Origin of the sequence: Thalassobaculum sp. OXR-137 (genome assembly GCF_034377285.1) — a bacterium.
In the GTDB taxonomy this organism is placed as follows: Bacteria; Pseudomonadota; Alphaproteobacteria; order Thalassobaculales; family Thalassobaculaceae; genus Thalassobaculum.
The window spans coordinates 1,794,168-1,809,865 of sequence record NZ_CP139715.1 but is presented as its reverse complement, the minus strand read 5'-3'; the positions used below and the strand labels follow the sequence as shown (position 1 = coordinate 1,809,865).

The following is a 15,698-nucleotide window of genomic DNA, read 5'->3' as shown; positions in this document are numbered from 1 at the left end:
ACACAGGCATTCCCAGCAGGCGATCAATTGGTGCCTCAAACCCATGCAGCCGTCAACTGCCGTTGCTGAGTATGTCGCTCCGAGAGCACCGGATTTCGCGGATCGTGGCCCGGACGCATCAGTGCTCGCTGACCCTGGCCGGGGCGCGGCGACGGCCCGGACGAGCACCCGGGACCGCGAGACTAGGCCGGTACGCGCCATGGAATGGTCTGAATCGGACAACCCCAACGGGAAACCGGGTCCCGTCGGGGCGTCTCGCGGGGAGCATTTGCCCGGCGCCGTCGCGCCCCTTCCGGTTGCCATCGCAGACGGTTTCGGACGATGGTGTCGCCGGCCTCCTGGAGGGTCGGACAGACAGGTGAGTATGGAATGAAACGCGCTCTCGTCATCGGCGGCGGATTTGCCGGTTGTGCCGCAGCCCATCAGCTCTCCCTGCTCGGGGGCTGGGACATCGATCTGGTGGAACGCGCGCCGTTTCTCGGCGGCGGGGTGAAGACCCACTGGCGCGGCGGGCACCCGTTCACCTTCGGGCCGAGGCACTTCCTCACCCCCTCCGACGACCTGTTCGCCTATCTGAACGCCATCGTGCCGATGCGGAAACTCGACCACGAGTTCATTACGTATGTCGAAAAGGACAGGAACTTCTATTCCTTCCCGATCCACGAGGACGACCTGCCGCGCATGCCGGAGCGCGACGACATTCACCGCGAGATCGCCGAAGCCCAGGAGATCCGCGGCTGGAACAACGCCCGTAACTTCGAGGAGTACTGGCGCGCGTCGGTCGGCGACACGCTCTACCGCAAGATGGTCGACGGCTATTCCCGCAAGATGTGGCAGGTGGACAGCAACACCGAGCTCGACGACTTCGGCTGGTCGCCCAAGGGCGTGGCGATCAAGAGCGGCTCGCGGGAGGGCTGGGACACCGCGATCAGCGCCTATCCGCTGGCCGCGGACGGCTACGACCGCTACTTCCAGGTCGCCACCGCCGAGGTGAACGTGAAGACCGGCACCGAGATTGAGCGGTTCGACATCCCCAACAAGCGGGTACAGATCGCCGGCGAGTGGCACGGCTACGACCTGATCGTCAGCACGATCGCGCCGGATACGTTGATGAACAACGCCTTCGGCGAACTGCCGTTCGTCGGGCGCGACTTCATCACCATCATCCTGCCGGTCGAGCACGCCTTCCCCGACAAGACCTACTTCACCTATTACGCCGGCGACGAGCCCTATACCCGGATCGTCGAGTACAAGAAGTTTACCCAGCACAAGGCGCCGTCGACCCTGCTCGGTATCGAGATTCCCAGCTTCTCCAACCGGCTCTACCCGCTGCCGATCAAGAAGCACATCGCCCGCGCCTACCAGTATTTCGACGCGATGCCCGACGGGGTGGTCTCGATGGGGCGGGCCGGGAGCTATAAGTATATCGACATCGACGACCTGATCCTGCAGGCGATGACCTTCGCCCGGGAGCTCGCGGCCGGCGGGCTGTCGCATCCGGTGCCGATCTACGGCGCCGACCAGTCGGCCCCGAACCTGCTGACCAAGACCATGGTGGATGAGGGCATCGTGCCGGGCGGCAGCGGGTCCGACTGACGCCCCCCACCGCGCCGCACCTGCCGAGTAGCTGGTGTTCCCCTCGGTAGGAGGGCCGTCCCCAGCCGAGTTCAGCGGGACAGGGAGACCACCCCGAACTTGGCCAGCCAGATAACCGTCCGGATGAGCCGGGCGCGGTCGTCGGCCGGGACGGGCTCGGCCAGGGCGGACACCGTCGATGCGCCGGCCGCGATCCTGTCGTGGAGCGCCCGGCAGGCGTCAGCCTCGAGAACGAGACCGGGCGTGAAGTTGGTCATGCCGTTGGCCAGCAGTCGATCGATCACGCCGGACTCCTGAACCGCCGTCACACGCGTGCTCCCGGTGACCGGCTGGGATGCAAACCCGGCGAAGACCATGGTCGGGTCCTCCAGGACCGGCGCCGGCTGGGTCGGGCCCTGGGGACACTCCTGCGCGCTGGCGCGGATCTCGGCCAGTTCCGACCAGAGTTCCTGGTACCGCGGAACGATGACCGACCAGTCATAGACCGTCCGCGCCCGGGCCTGCCCCGCCGCCCCCATACGACGGCGCATCTCGGGATTGGTCGCCAGGCGCCAGATCGCCTGGGCAGCCGCCTCCACCTCCACCTCGGTCATCAGACAGACGGTGCCGATGAACCGGTCGTAGGTGGTCTGGTCGTCCGCATAGGATCTGGCGAGACCGCCGCCGAATCCGCCGGGGGCCATGCGGGTGGGAATACGGAATCCCACCTCCCCGTCGGGTACCGTGTCCTTGTACCCGTCCCAGTCGCTGACCACGCAGGGCAAACCGGCGGCCATCGCCTCGATCGGGGTGATGCCGAAGCTCTCCTGGATGTTGTCGGAGAGGGACAGGAAGATATCGGCCGCCGCCCAGCTCGCCCAGGACTCCGGCCCGGGCGTGCCGTCGATGAAATGCACCGGGACGTCCGGGCAGGCCTCCGCCGCCGAGTCGCGGAAGCTCGGCCCCACATGGACGTTTGCAAACTGGCCGGTCATCACGAAGTGAAGTCGGCGACCCTCCTGCCTGAAGCGCTCCTGCGCCCGCTGCATGGCAACATACATGGGATAGGGATGCGCCTTGGCGTGGAAGGCGAGCCGCCCGAGGAACAGCACGACGATATCATCCTCCGCCACCCCGAGACGGGACCGCATCGAGGCCCGTGCCTCAGCGTCGGCGCCGAGCCTTTCGTAGAATGTGGCATCCATGCCCAGGGGAATGGTTTCCAGCCGGGCGTTCATCCGTGGCCTGGTGCCGTGGACCGCCCCCAACCGGTCGGCGTGGCGCCGCTGCAGCCCCTCGGCGACGTCCCGCACGGCCCGCGACGTGCAGATCAGCGCGTCCCAGGGCTGCAGCGGCGCTGTGAGATAACTGGCAAGACCGGTCTGCACGCTCTTGCTGGAGATCGTATGGGTGATCCCGCACAGGGAATAGCGACGGTGCCCCGCCGAGGCGCGCCGCTGGGCGTGGCCGGACAGAATGGGATCGCCGCAGAACAGGATACCGACGTCGCCGAGGCGGGCGTGGTCGGACACCGAGACGGTCTCGGCCTCCGGCACGGGACCGTCGGTTCTGCCGGCGCGGAACTCCGTGACCGACTGCGCGAAGGGCTCGCCGAACGCCATGTCGGAGACGGCGCCGACGATCCGATCGGTGCCGCTGTGGCGCACGAAGCCCTCCAGGAAGCTCGCACTGGCGACATGCCGCCCTTTCAGTTCCTTGCGCTTAATCTGGAAGGATTCCGGATGATACAGCAGCGCCGCGTTGGTCCTGGTCACGTCTCGATCCCTATTGTTGCACGTCGATATATTCGGCAGCGGAGCCGGGGCCGCGCGGGCCCGGACGCGTCGTCGGCGCTCATCCCGGGTTCATCCAGTCGCTCTCGAACACCGCATTGCGCTCCAGCATGGGCTCGCCGAAGAAGCGCCGGTAATCGGCCCGGGCCCGCTCGTAGAGGTCGCCCGAGGCCGACCGCGCCCGCAGCGCCGAGAGGGTGAAGAGCTTGCGCAGGTATCGCCGCAGCGGCGGCTCTCGCCCCGAGCCGCCTTCCGGCCAGCCCCCGGTCTCGACCAGATATTCCAGGCAGACGACCGCGTAATCGGCCATGCCGTTGCGCAGGGCGAAGACGGCGAGCTTCGCCAGGCCCGCGACGGCCGCCTCTCCGCCCCAGCCCGCAACCGTATCGGGCCGCCGGGCGAAGACCGCGTCGCAGCCCGTCAGGACGCCGTAGTTCTCCTCTCCCACAAGATAGCTCAGCGGTTGGCCGCGGCCGGCATAGTCGAATCGCATCAGCCGGAACCGGTGGCCGTCGATCAGGTGCTGAAGGATCTCGGAGGCGGTCTGGCGTTCGAACGACTCGTCGAACTGCACTTCCACCCGCAGAGCCAGAACCCGGTCCAGGGTCCGCGCCCCGCCCTCCAGAACCGCGCGCTCCTCCCCTTCCACGTCGACCTTCAGGAAATCAGCCCTCCGGCCGCGCTCGGCGAAGGCACGGTCCAGCGTGGTGCAGGGCACCTCCAAAGCTCCCTCGACCGCCCCTTCCTCGGGGCGGACCTGGCCGAACCACAGGCTGTCGGGGTTCGGCTTGTGCGCCCCCGCATAGCCGCGATGGGCGGTCAGCCACAGGGTGGCGGTCGTGTCGGGCTGCCCCCCCAGGGCGCAGGGGTGGACTGACACCTCGGGCCGGGAGGCGTATTTGGCGGTGAGACGGGCGGCCTCTTCAGGCTCCGGCTCGTACATGTCGTAGGCAAGCGGCGCCTCGAAACCACGCCAGGACGGATGGATCCCATACCGCGCACCGACATCCACCACCGCGGTGGTCCAGAGGTCGGTCAGCGGCGCGTCGGTCTCCACGGTCATGACAGGCGCTCGATGGTGGGCCGATGGGGATCGATCGACCAAAGCCGGCCGCGGTAACCGTCGGCTGCCAGCTTCTCCGCGATCGAGGCTTCATGGTGATAGGCGCCGATGAAGATATCGTCCAGCCCGTCCAGAAGAACTCGATTTCGGGCCTGGATCGTCACCGGCCCGCCGCGGCCGTAAGCGAGACGGCCGATCGTGTCGGGATTGTCGTCGATAAAGGCGTTGGGCGCGCGATCCGGCGGGAACTGCGCGTAGAAGGTCACCCCCTGGGACGTGGCGGCATAGACCGCGCTGCGCTCGGGCCGGCCGGCGACCTCGGCCAGGGCGCGGCGATGGAGATCGCGCCGCTCCGGCACGAGGCTGAGGTCCGTGCGCGCGAAGCCGCTAAGGGTCCGGGAAGCGCCGGTGGAAGGCACCGCCAGAACGCCGATATCGTGTCCCCCCAGGATCTGGTGGGTCGCCACCACCGCCAGTCCGGCATCGGCCAGCAGCCGCTCCCGCGCGGCGGCGTCGAGGTAGTGGAGATGTTGGACGTGCACATCCATATAGGCGCCGGTCTCGGCGATGAATTCCAGGGTCGGCACTTCCAGATAGACGAACCCTCCCGGCGCCGCCGCGGCCGCCAGCGCCCGCACGAAAGGCCGGATGTCGGCGATATGCTCTACCACCTGCCGGCAGATCACCCCGTCGAACGTCTCGTCCAGAGTATCGGGGCCGAAGAACGCGTTGATCAGCCGGATGCTTTCCTCGCCCTCCGCCAACAGATCGGGCAGCGACTCGTTCGGCTCCACTACCGTAACCTCGCTGCCGAGTCCCGCCAGAAGCAGCGCCAGCGAGCCGGTACCGCCGCCGACCTCGAGAATGCGCCGGCCGACCAGCCGTTCGCTTCCCAGCATCGCGATGAGGGTCTCGTAACGCTGGGCCATGGCTGCCGAGACGGGTCGGTTGGTGAGAGCCTGACGGCGGTAGATCTCGTCGATTGTGTCCGCCCCCAGATCGCTGTGAAAGACGTGGCCGCAGTCCCGGCACTGGCGCAGCGCGATATCCGCGAACCGGTCGGTCAGCGCCGGATCCGAAACGACCCAGAAGAGCTGCGCCTCCGCGCGGTAGACAACCGGCGCGCCTTCCGCCTCGCAAATCGGGCAAACATCCGCCATTCTGGCGCCTCTCTTCGGGACACACGCGTCATTGCTGTAAGATTATCAGTGTGATCGAACAGAGGCGCGATGACCAAGAAGATTGAACGATCGCCAACCGACGGGGCCATCGCCGTTACGGGTGCCGCCGGCTTCGTCGGAGGCGTTGTGCTCCGGATGCTCGCCGCGTCGGGCATTCCGGTCCACGGCATTGCCCGCACGCCGCTCGCCGCCGCGACGGGCGTCACGGCGCATGGCTGGGATCCGCTGCGCGATGCCGGTCCGCCCGCCCCGGGCATCCAAGTCGACGCGGTGATCGACTGCGCTGCCGCCCTGCCCTCCCGGGTCGACGATCCGGCCGAGTTGAAGCGGATCAACGCGCTGCTGGTGGAGGGCGCCATCGACCTCGCCGCGAGGCGCCGCGGCCGGCTGGTCTACATGTCTTCCCAGTCGGTCTACGGGCGCCCCGGCGGAGCGCGGATCGACACGGACACCCCCCTGGCGCCGGTCGCTCCCTATGGCGAAGCCAAGCGGGACGCCGAGGCGGCCATCGCCCGCGCCGTCGCGCAGGGACGTCTGGTCGGGGCCGCCGTCCTGCGCCTGCCGGCAGTGGTCGGGCCCGGCGCCCATGACAACTTCCCCGCAGCGGCCGCGGCCACCCTGATCCGGGCGAAGACGGTGACGGTCTTCAACCCAGATGCCCCATACAATGCGGTAGTCGATGCAGCAGACCTCGCCCGCTTCGCGATCCGTCTTGCCTGCGTTGCGGCGGGTTTCGTCGCCGTCTCGCCGGCAACCGGCCCTGCGACCACGATCCGAGATGGGGTCCAGGCGATCGCCACCGGGCTCGGCCGCACCGCCGATCTCCGGGTCGTACCGGCCCCCTATACCGCGCCGGTCCTCGATCCGGGTCCAGCGATTGCCCTGGGTCTCGCCGCACGGCCGGCCTGGGACGTGCTGTTCCGCTATGGCGAATCACTCTCCGACACGATCCATAAGGAATGAATCGGATCTACCCCGCCTGCCGACAATGTGGCCGGTCAGCGAGGGCGACGACGTGTCGGGCACCATCACGCCAGGGCCGCGGCCAGTCCCTCGGCGGAAACTTCATACCCCATGGCGGCCATCATCCTGCCAGCAGCCCGCTCGGCGGCGCTGACCTCCTCCGGCGTCATCTCGTCCCGCCAGCCGCCGACCTCGCCGCGGCGATAGTGGGAGGCGGGGTCGACCTCGCCCTGTTTGCGGCCGCCGGACAGGCGCTCGAAGCTCGCCGCCTCCGTCGCGGTCGTCACGTCGGACGGATCGTCCGAGGCGCCGATGAAGCGGAAGATCTCCGCCGCCCGGGCCGACGTGTCCGCATGCAAGTCCTCGTAACGGATCTCCATATATGGCCGGTCTTTCGCCAGCCCCCGGGCGGTGGCGATCCGAGAGGCCCAATCCTTGGCATAGGCAGCGACGTATTGCGTCCGGGTGAGATCCTGGGACAGCCGGGCGCGGAACCGGGTGAAGCCCGATATCGCCCCGTCCCGGGGGTCGCGGATGATGTGGACGATCCGGGCATCCGGGAACACCCGCCAGATCCGTTCGGCATGATACAGGTTGTCGGGGTTCTTCTCGCCGATCGCCCGCAGCGCTCCGATGTCGCGTTCCCCCAGATTGGCCGCCGCCAGCGAGGCGAAGGCCATGCGGAGAACCGGAATCATATGGTCGAGCTGCGGTCCCACCACGCCCGGGGCCCAGGTTCTTTCCGGGTTCTTGCGGGACTTCGTGAAGTTCCAGAGCACGTTGTAGAGGCCCGGCACCATGTCGTTGATGAAATGCGACTCGCCGAGGCACAGGAGCTGCGGATGGGCGTTCAGCATCTGCTGCAGCCAGGTGGTGCCGGACCGCGGCAACCCGGCCACGAAGAAGACCGGCATGTCGTAGAGGCGTCGGATCACCGCCTCGATCTCTTCAGACATCCTGAGCGTCCCTGTGCACGATAGATCTCCGTCCCTAGCATAGCGCTCGCGGCGCGCCTACTGCACCGCACCGTCTTGGCCCGGATGCCGCTATCCCTTGCCAGAGCGGGAGGCGACGACCAGAGTCTCCCGGGGCGGATCACTGGACCGGACGTGCGTTTTCCGATGACTTCGCGATTCCTGTTGCTGATGGGACTGCTCGCCGTCGCGCTTGCCGCCCCCGGACCGACCGCCGCCCGGGACGGCCGGGTCACCGTCGCGCCGGACGCCCATCCCTGGGCCTCCATCGGCCGGCTGAACGTGGCCGGCTATCGCATTCGACGCCACTGCACCGCGACCCTGGTGTCGCCGGATCTGGTGCTGACCGCCCATCACTGCCTGAACCCGATCGGAGCGGGGGAACGAGCCGACCCCGCGATGGTGCATTTCCTCGCCGGCTACGATCACGGCCGCTTCAGCGCCCACCGGACAGCTCTGGCCTATATCCCGCTGGGCGCCGACTCGACGCTGGTCCGCCTGTCCGCGCCGATCGACCTGCCCGCGATCCCGATCTACGACGGCGTCCTGCCGCGGGAGGGTGCGGCCCTGGCCCAGGCGGGCTACAGCGGCGACCGCAGCCATGTGCTGACCGTCGACCCGGCCTGCTCGTTCCTGGGCACTCGCCCCGGCGGCCAGTGGCGGCACAATTGCGAGGCGGTGGCCGGCGACTCTGGATCGCCCCTGCTGATCGATCGGCCGGAAGGACTGAGCATCGCCGCGATCCATGTCGGCCGGATCGACGGCACCGGCGACGCCGAGCCGGTAAGCGCGGCGCAGATCGCCAGGCGGATCGCCGCCCTACGCTAGCCGGATTTCCTGCCATGGGCCGGCGCCAACGATTGTTTCCGCCTCTTGATATCGCCGGATCGCGCGACCATCTTTATCGAAAGCCGATGCCGCAAGGATCGGTGCGTCCGGATCGCGCGACAGCGGATCCGGGGTTCGAGCCGGGCCTGTCGCCCGGACCGGATGTCTCGCTCGCTTGAGGGGATTGCCGATGGCACGCATATCCATGTTCAACTCGCCGCTCCTGCTCGGTTTCGATCATTTCGAGCGGGCGCTAGACCGGGTCCAGAAGGCCCAGTCGGACGGGTACCCACCGTACAACATCGAACAGACGTCGGAGTCAGGGCTGCGGATCACCCTCGCGGTCGCCGGCTTCACGATGGACGATCTCGAGATCCATCTCGAGAACAATCAGCTCGTCGTCCGCGGCCGTCAGGCCGAGGAAGACGGCAAGGTCTATCTGCATCGCGGCATCGCCGCCCGTCAGTTCCAGCGGACCTTCGTGCTTGCCGAAGGGATCCAGGTCGACTCGGCCGAACTGGACAACGGCCTGCTGCATATCGACCTGCAGCGACCGCTGCCCGAAACCACGGTGAAGACCATTCCGATCAAGGGAGCCCGCCGCAAGGCCGACACGATCGATGTCGATGCCGAGCCCGCGGAGGCAGGAGAGTAAACATGTCCGATACCAATCACGCGTCGAACCGCCAGGCCCTGGCCGCGATGTCCCCGCAGGATCTGGGCACCCTGGGCCTGAACCAGGTGGCCTTCATCAAGCCGGTGCATGAGGAAGGGGCGGAGCACTATGTGGTGCACGCCGCCGACGGCATGGCCGTCCGGCTGTTCCCGACCCGGGAGCTGGCCGAACTGGCGATCCGCCAGAGCGACCTGCAGGCCGTCAGCCTGCACTGAGGCCCGGCACCCCCGCGGCGCGGTAAAAATCCTTCCCTCTTCCCGACTTCCCGGACGCCCTCGAACCCTGTTCGAGGGTGAGCCGGGATCCTGCGATTGACGCCAGGGCACGGTCCTGGATAGCGGCGGGGCCGCTTCCAGGAAGTCGGTTAAAAATGAACCATGGAAAAAGAGCGCCCGCCGCTCAGGCGGCGTGGCTGGCCGCCGCGGCGCTGAACAGGGCGTAGATCGCGTCGGTGCTCTCGCAGCCGCGCAGCTTGGTGCAGACCGCGCGGTCACGCAGCAGCCGGGAGACGCGGGCAAGCGCCTTGAGATGGTCGGCGCCGGCCGCTTCCGGAGCCAGGAGCAGGACCACAAGATCCACCGGCTCGTCGTCGATCGAGTCGAACTCCACCGGTTTGTCGAGCCGGGCGAACACGGCATAGAGCCGATCGAGCTTGGGCAGCTTGCCGTGCGGGATGGCGATGCCGTGGCCGACCCCGGTCGTGCCCAGCCGCTCGCGCTCCAACAGCACGTCGAAGATCTCTCTGGCCTCGACCCCGGTCAGCGTGGACGCCTTGCGCGCCAGCTCCTGAAGGAGCTGCTTCTTACTGGTGACCCGCAGGTTCGGAAGGATACCGTCCGTCGAGATCAGGTCGGTGATGTCCATGCTCGTGCTCGCTCTTTTGGCCGTCCAGCCCCCTGAACCGCAGTCAGGGGGCCGACGAAGTCGGAATCGTGCTCGACAGTGACCTGCTTCGGACGCGTCCGTCTATTGGAACGCGTTTAGTCTGCGCCGGTTGCGCCGGCAGGATCCACCCAGCCGACATTTCCGTCGGACCGCCGATAGATCATGTTGATTCCCCCATGCCCGCGGTTGCGGAACATCAGCGCCGGGGCGCCGGACAGGTCGAGGCGCATGACCGCCTCCCCCACCGTCAGGGTATCCACCGCCGTCTCCATTTCGGCGACGACGACCGGGGACCAGCCATCGGGCTCCGGCGCCTCTTCGGCCTCCGTCTCAATCTCTGCCGCCAGGATATACTGTTGCGCAGAAATTACATCCTGTGCATGTCCGCGGTGATGGTCGCGCAAGCGACGCTTGTAGCGCCGAAGACGCTTGCTCATGCGTTCCGCCGCCGCGTCGAACGCGGCATGGGCGTCGGAGGCCTTGCCTTCACTCTGGACCGTGATGCCCTTGCCCACATGAACGACGATATCGGCAATGAACTGGCTCGCCGCCTTCGTCATGGTCACCGTGGACTCGATCGGATCGGAGAAATACTTGGTCGCGATCTCCCCGATCTCGGTTTCGATCCGCTCACGCAGCGCGTCACCGACGTCGAGTTGTTTGCCCTGGACAGAAATCTGCATGGTCATTTCCAATCTTGCGTCCGCCCTTCGCATAGGTGGGTACGGACACTGGGTTTCGCACGAGCTAAAGCTGCTCCGCAGCGCGATTTTCTCGCCGCGCCGGCGCCACCCATTCCGGTCCCATCTGAGCGAAGCGCCGGAACCTAAGTGTAGCGCGTTTCAAGGTCAACAATCGAGTCATGCCGCTCCCCTGCCCGCTATCTGCGGCCGGCCATCACCGCCTGTCCGACCTTCTCGCGGCGGCGTTGCACGCTTGAGGGAATGCGCATTGCTTCCCTGTACTTAGCAACCGTTCTCCGGGCGATGTCGACACCGTCTGCCCGCAATAGTTCGACGATCCGGTCGTCGGACAGGATGGCGTTGGCCGGCTCGCCATCGATCAGCCCCTTGATCCGATGCCGCACCGCCTCGGCCGAATGGGCCTCGCCGCCGGCCGCCGAGGCGATGGCGGAGGTGAAGAAGTACTTCAGTTCGAAGATGCCGCGGGGGGTGGCCGCGAACTTGTTGCTGGTCACCCGGCTGACCGTGCTCTCGTGCATGCCGATGGCGTCGGCGATGTCGCGCAGAACCAGCGGCCGCAGATACTGGATGCCGTGTTCGAAGAAGGCGTCCTGCTGCCGCACGATCTCGGTGGAGACCTTGAGGATCGTCGTCGCCCGCTGGTGCAGCGAACGGGTCAGCCAGTTCGCCGACTGCAAACATTCGGACAGGTATTCCTTGGCCTTGCGGTCCTTGGCCGCGACCTTGGACACCTCGGCGTAATAGGCGTTGTTCACCAGAACCCGGGGCAGGGTGTCGGTGTTCAGCTCGACCACCCATTTGCCGTCGGCCCCGCGCCGGATCAGCACGTCGGGCACCACCGGCTGGTCGAGCGGCCGGTCGAACGCCTCGCCCGGCTTCGGGTTCAACGCCTTGATCTCGCCGATCATGTCGGTCAGATCCTCGTCGTCGACGCCGCAGACCTTCTTCAGGGCGGCGACCTCGCGGCGGGCCAGCATGTCGAGATTGTCGAGCAGCGCCTGCATGCAGGGATCGAGGCGGTTCCTGTCGGCGAGCTGCAGCGCCAGACATTCCTTCAGATCGCGGGCCAGCACGCCGGCCGGATCCAGCCCCTGAACCCGCTTCAGCACCCGCTCCACCTCGTCCAGGTCGGTGCCGAGCTGCTGTGCCAGGGACTCGATGTCGCCGGACAGGTAGCCGGCGGCGTCGACCATGTCGATCAGATGGGCGGCGATCAGCCGGTCGCGCGGCTCGTCGAACTCCAGCGACATCTGGTCGAGCAGATGGTCGCGCAGGGTCTTGGAGTCCGCCACCATCTGTTCCAGGCCGAAATCGTCGTCGCCGACGATCCCGCCGCCGCCCCCGCCGGCGGTGCTCCAGCTCGACAGGTCGCCCGAGCCGATCGCGGCGATGCCGTCGGTCTCCTCGATGCCGGCGCTGCCCCAGTTGTTGTCGTAGTCGATGTCGTTGGGATCGTCGCCGGAGGCCGGGATCGCGTCGGTCGTCGTCCGGTCGAGCGTATCGCGGCCACCGTCGTCCACCGCATCGCCGAAACCGTCGCCTTCGGGCGCCGGGGCCGCCGCCTCGCTCTCGTGACGCAGCAGGTTGTCGCCGGCCACCGCGTCGAGCGTCGCCGGGCCGTCGCCCTCGTCCCTGTCGAGCAGCGGATTCTGCGACAGCTCGCCCTCGACATACTCCGCCAGTTCCATGTTGTTGAGCTGCAACAGCTTGATCGCCTGCTGCAGCTGCGGCGTGAGGACAAGAGACTGTCCCTGGCGGAGGTCAAGGCGTTGCGACAGAGCCATGGTCGGACTGCGTCAGAGACTGAAACGTTCCCCGAGGTAGAAGCGCCGGACATCGCGGTTTCCGACGATATCGTCCGGCGATCCTTCCATCAGGACCATGCCATCATGCAGAATGTAGGCGCGATCGACGATCTCAAGCGTCTCGCGGACGTTGTGGTCGGTGATCAGCACGCCTAGTCCGCGATCGGTCAGATGCGAGATCAGATCCCGGATCTCGCCGACGGCGATCGGATCGATGCCGGCGAGCGGCTCGTCCAGCAGGATGAATTGCGGGCTGGAGGCCAGGGCGCGGGCGATCTCGACCCGGCGGCGCTCACCACCGGACAGGGCCAGCGCCGGCGTGCGCCGCAGGTGGCTGATCGAGAATTCGGCCAGAAGATCCTCCAGCATCACCTCGCGGCGGCTGGCATTGGACTCGACCACCTCGAGCACGGCGGCGATGTTCTGTTCGACGCTGAGTCCGCGGAAGATGGACGCTTCCTGCGGCAGATAGCCGATGCCGAGCCGGGCGCGGCGGTACATGGGGAGGTCGGTGATATCCTGGCCGTCCAGGCTCACGGTGCCCGCGTCGGTCGCGATCAGGCCGGTGATGATGTAGAAGCAGGTGGTCTTGCCGGCGCCGTTGGGTCCCAGCAGGCCGACCGCCTCGCCCGGGCGAACGAAAACCGAGACGTCGCGCAGAACCGGCCGCTTCTTGAACCGCTTGCCGATATTATGGGCGGCGAGCCCCCGGCGCGCGGTGTTCTCGTGCACCAGACGCGGCGAGCCGTCGTCAGCGCGTGTCGGTCGGACCCCGTCCATCGGTGACATCCGTTTTCTCGTCCCCTGCCGGCACTGTCTGCCGAACTCTAGTTACGCCCCCACCGTCGAAGTCTAGCACGGTGATCCGGCGAGCGGCGGTTTTCCGCACCGCGTCAGTTCTTCTCCCTTTCCGGCGTGAACAGGCCCTTCACCCGCTCCCCGGATTTCGAGCCGGGCAGCATGCGGCTGACCCCGGTCTTCAAGTTCACCACGGCGCGCTCGCCGTTGAGCTGGTTCTCGCCCCGGGTCACCCGGACATCGCCTTCCAGCGTGGCGACCTCGCGCAGCACATCGTAGACGCCTTCCTTGCCGTGCACGACCTCTTCGGGCGTCGTGATCACCACGTTGCCGAGGGCGTCGACCTGCTCGATCCGGTTCTCGCCGTTCGGACCGTCGCCGAAATGGGCGGTCAGGACATCGGCGTCGATCCGCTGGCCCTCGCGCCAGGCCGAGGCATCGCCCCGGGCCACCGCCAGCCGGCGGGTCTCCCAGTATTCCAGGCTGTCCCGGGCAGTGATGGTGTCGACGCCGCTCTTGAAGCTCAGATTGTCACCGACCAGGACGATGACCTCCTTGTCGATGTCGTAGACCGCATGGTCGCCGACCGCCCGGTCATCGGTCGAGACGATCTGCACGTTGCCGCGCGCCTCCAACTTGTAGACCTCGCTGCCGCCGCTGTCCTTCGCCCGGTAGGCGGCCGTCAGGGTGTCGGCGCTGACGGTCAGGGTGCCCCGCACCGCCTTGGCGTTGCCGCGGGCGATGTAGAGCTTGTCGTCGCGCACCCATTCGATGCCGTCATCGGCCTCGATGGTGACCGGATCGTCGCCCTCCTGCTGCAGGAGCTGCGCCCGAACGGGCGATCCGACAACGCCCAGAACCAGGATCAGGACGGTCGCAAGCAAGGCGGCCAGGCGTGCCATCATCGGTGTGCCATCAATCAACTGTCGTCACTCGCTGGGGCCGGTGCTGTACAGGACGGCCCGCGCCTTCCCGGTGAAGATGATCCGCGCGCCGCGGTCCAGGCTCTGCATGCCCTCGCCCTCGATGGTGCCGCCGGGGCTCTGGCCATGGGTCGGCACTTCGCTGAACACGTTGCCCGGTCCCATGTCGATCATCGCCTCTTCGGTCTGGAGCTGGTGACCGGCGTCGTGGAACAGAGACACGCCGCCGCTCAGGTTCACAACCGAAGCGTCCTTGAACCACACACCCTCGTCGGCGTTCAGCGAGACCCAGGTGCCGTCCTTGTTGACCATGTCCGCCTGGGGGTGGTCGAGCTCGACGGCCTGACCGGTATCGCCGACCTGGGTCGCCGCCCGGGCCACGATCTCGAAGGGCTGGTCGTTCTCGTCCAGGCCGACGAATCGGGGATTGGCCATCCTCAGGGTGTCGACGTCCTCCAGGGTGACCGGAGACTGGTCGACCGGAATGTCCGCGGCATTGCGCGAGAGCTGCGGCCAGATCAGCACCAGGGCGACCAGGGTTATGGCCAGGGCCGGCAGCAGCATCTTCATCGCCGCCACCATCCGGCTGGCACGCGCCACCGGACGCCGGCGGTCTGCCGCGGGCGCTGGTGAATGCTGGCTGGAGTGTTGAGCGACTGCCACTACTGGTCCTGACTCCGCGACTCTTCTCTCGAGTTTTATAACGCGCAGACGGAACCAGGCATAGGCAAAGGCAGCCGAAGTCAAAAGCTCCGGGCGACCGTACTCAGCAACGCTGCGACTCAGTGGGCGAAGATGTCCTCGTCGCCGTACCCGATAAGGTCCAGATGGGCACGGGTGGCCAGGAAGTCAAAGGCGGCCTGCGCCATCTCCATCCGCCCTTCGCGCACCAGCATCTCGTCGAGCCGGGCCTTCAGCTTGTGCAGATGCAGGACGTCGGAGGCGGCATAGGCCACCTGTTCCGGCGTCAGCTCGACGGCACCCCAGTCGGAGGACTGCTGCTGCTTGGACACTTCCACCCCGAGCAGCTCGCGGCAGAGGTCCTTCAGGCCGTGACGGTCGGTATAGGTGCGCACAAGCTTGGAGGCGATCTTGGTGCAGTAGACCGGAGTGGTCACCACGCCGAGATAGGCCTGCATCACCGCCACGTCGAAACGGGCGTAGTGGAAAAGCTTCAGCACGGTGGGATCGGTCAGCAGCCGGGAGAGGTTGGGTGCCTCGTGCTGGCCCTTGGCGAACTGCACCAGATGGGCATCGCCGTCGCCGCTGGAGAGCTGGACCACGCAGAGCCGGTCGCGCTCCGGGCGCAGGCCCATGGTCTCGCTGTCGATGGCAACGACCTTGCCGAGGTCCAGTCCGTCGGGGAGATCGCCCTGGTGCACGGTCGCGGTCATGATGTCGGTCCCGGATCGGCAGCTTGGACGAGAAGCAGTGGTGCCCAGGAGAAGACTCGAACTTCCACGACCTTACGGTCACTAGCACCTGAAGCTAGCGCGTCTACCAATTCCGCCACCTGGGCAAGGTGCGGAC

General features: G+C 67.1%; 16 protein-coding genes and 1 tRNA gene. 5 read left to right on the top strand and 12 right to left on the bottom strand.

What is annotated here, in order from left to right:
• Positions 1-369 precede the first annotated feature (369 nt).
• On the top strand, positions 370-1,596 hold the full coding sequence (locus T8K17_RS08520) for an FAD-dependent oxidoreductase (protein ID WP_322334073.1): 1,227 nt from the start codon (positions 370-372) through the stop codon (positions 1,594-1,596).
• A 71-nt stretch (positions 1,597-1,667) separates the two neighbouring features.
• On the opposite strand, the gene T8K17_RS08515 is transcribed toward T8K17_RS08520, so the two are convergent.
• The 3 genes from T8K17_RS08515 to T8K17_RS08505 form a co-directional block, all read right to left on the bottom strand.
• Complete coding sequence (locus T8K17_RS08515; RefSeq protein ID WP_322334072.1) at positions 1,668-3,350, bottom strand: glycosyltransferase family 4 protein; 1,683 nt, start codon at positions 3,348-3,350, stop codon at positions 1,668-1,670.
• 79 nt (positions 3,351-3,429) lie between these two features.
• Positions 3,430-4,431: an FkbM family methyltransferase gene (locus T8K17_RS08510; protein ID WP_322334071.1), complete on the bottom strand. Its 1,002-nt coding sequence runs from the start codon at positions 4,429-4,431 to the stop codon at positions 3,430-3,432.
• Complete coding sequence (locus T8K17_RS08505; RefSeq protein WP_322334070.1) at positions 4,428-5,591, bottom strand: methyltransferase domain-containing protein; 1,164 nt, start codon at positions 5,589-5,591, stop codon at positions 4,428-4,430. The genes T8K17_RS08510 and T8K17_RS08505 overlap by 4 nt, the downstream gene beginning before the upstream one ends.
• Before the next feature lie 69 nt (positions 5,592-5,660).
• Between T8K17_RS08505 and T8K17_RS08500 the strand changes: the two genes are divergently transcribed.
• A complete protein-coding gene (locus T8K17_RS08500) occupies positions 5,661-6,575 on the top strand; it encodes an NAD-dependent epimerase/dehydratase family protein (protein WP_322334069.1) in 915 nt (304 codons plus the stop codon).
• Between the two features lie 65 nt (positions 6,576-6,640).
• Here T8K17_RS08500 and T8K17_RS08495 read toward each other — a convergent pair whose 3' ends face one another.
• Positions 6,641-7,531, bottom strand: coding sequence for a sulfotransferase (locus T8K17_RS08495; protein WP_322334068.1), 891 nt, complete (start codon positions 7,529-7,531; stop codon positions 6,641-6,643).
• A 165-nt stretch (positions 7,532-7,696) separates the two neighbouring features.
• On the opposite strand from T8K17_RS08495, the gene T8K17_RS08490 reads away from it, so the two are divergent.
• The 3 genes from T8K17_RS08490 to T8K17_RS08480 all read left to right on the top strand — a co-directional run bounded on the left by T8K17_RS08490 (position 7,697) and on the right by T8K17_RS08480 (position 9,268).
• Complete coding sequence (locus T8K17_RS08490) at positions 7,697-8,377, top strand: trypsin-like serine peptidase (protein WP_322334067.1); 681 nt, start codon at positions 7,697-7,699, stop codon at positions 8,375-8,377.
• A 190-nt stretch (positions 8,378-8,567) separates the two neighbouring features.
• Positions 8,568-9,032: an Hsp20 family protein gene (locus T8K17_RS08485; protein ID WP_322334066.1), complete on the top strand. Its 465-nt coding sequence runs from the start codon at positions 8,568-8,570 to the stop codon at positions 9,030-9,032.
• 2 nt (positions 9,033-9,034) lie between these two features.
• Entirely contained in the window at positions 9,035-9,268 is a 234-nt protein-coding gene (locus T8K17_RS08480) for a DUF1150 family protein (protein WP_322334065.1), read from the top strand.
• A gap of 184 nt (positions 9,269-9,452) precedes the next feature.
• On the opposite strand, the gene ptsN is transcribed toward T8K17_RS08480, so the two are convergent.
• From ptsN to T8K17_RS08440, 8 genes are all read right to left on the bottom strand, one after another.
• The gene (gene ptsN / locus T8K17_RS08475; RefSeq protein WP_322334064.1) at positions 9,453-9,917 is read right to left on the bottom strand and encodes a PTS IIA-like nitrogen regulatory protein PtsN; all 465 of its coding nucleotides are present in this window, start codon (positions 9,915-9,917) and stop codon (positions 9,453-9,455) included.
• Positions 9,918-10,033: 116 nt separating this feature from the next.
• Positions 10,034-10,621, bottom strand: coding sequence for a ribosome hibernation-promoting factor, HPF/YfiA family (hpf, locus tag T8K17_RS08470; RefSeq protein WP_322334063.1), 588 nt, complete (start codon positions 10,619-10,621; stop codon positions 10,034-10,036).
• A gap of 197 nt (positions 10,622-10,818) precedes the next feature.
• Complete coding sequence (gene rpoN / locus T8K17_RS08465; RefSeq protein ID WP_322334062.1) at positions 10,819-12,426, bottom strand: RNA polymerase factor sigma-54; 1,608 nt, start codon at positions 12,424-12,426, stop codon at positions 10,819-10,821.
• A 12-nt stretch (positions 12,427-12,438) separates the two neighbouring features.
• Positions 12,439-13,227 (bottom strand): LPS export ABC transporter ATP-binding protein, encoded by a 789-nt coding sequence (gene lptB, locus T8K17_RS08460; protein WP_322334061.1) that lies wholly within the window; start codon positions 13,225-13,227, stop codon positions 12,439-12,441.
• A gap of 113 nt (positions 13,228-13,340) precedes the next feature.
• A complete protein-coding gene (locus T8K17_RS08455; protein WP_322334060.1) occupies positions 13,341-14,150 on the bottom strand; it encodes an LptA/OstA family protein in 810 nt (269 codons plus the stop codon).
• 24 nt (positions 14,151-14,174) lie between these two features.
• Positions 14,175-14,768: an LPS export ABC transporter periplasmic protein LptC gene (lptC, locus tag T8K17_RS08450; RefSeq protein WP_322334059.1), complete on the bottom strand. Its 594-nt coding sequence runs from the start codon at positions 14,766-14,768 to the stop codon at positions 14,175-14,177.
• A 182-nt stretch (positions 14,769-14,950) separates the two neighbouring features.
• The gene (locus T8K17_RS08445) at positions 14,951-15,562 is read right to left on the bottom strand and encodes a ribonuclease D (RefSeq protein WP_322334058.1); all 612 of its coding nucleotides are present in this window, start codon (positions 15,560-15,562) and stop codon (positions 14,951-14,953) included.
• Positions 15,563-15,600: 38 nt separating this feature from the next.
• A tRNA-Leu gene (locus tag T8K17_RS08440) sits at positions 15,601-15,687 on the bottom strand.
• Positions 15,688-15,698: the final 11 nt, after the last annotated feature.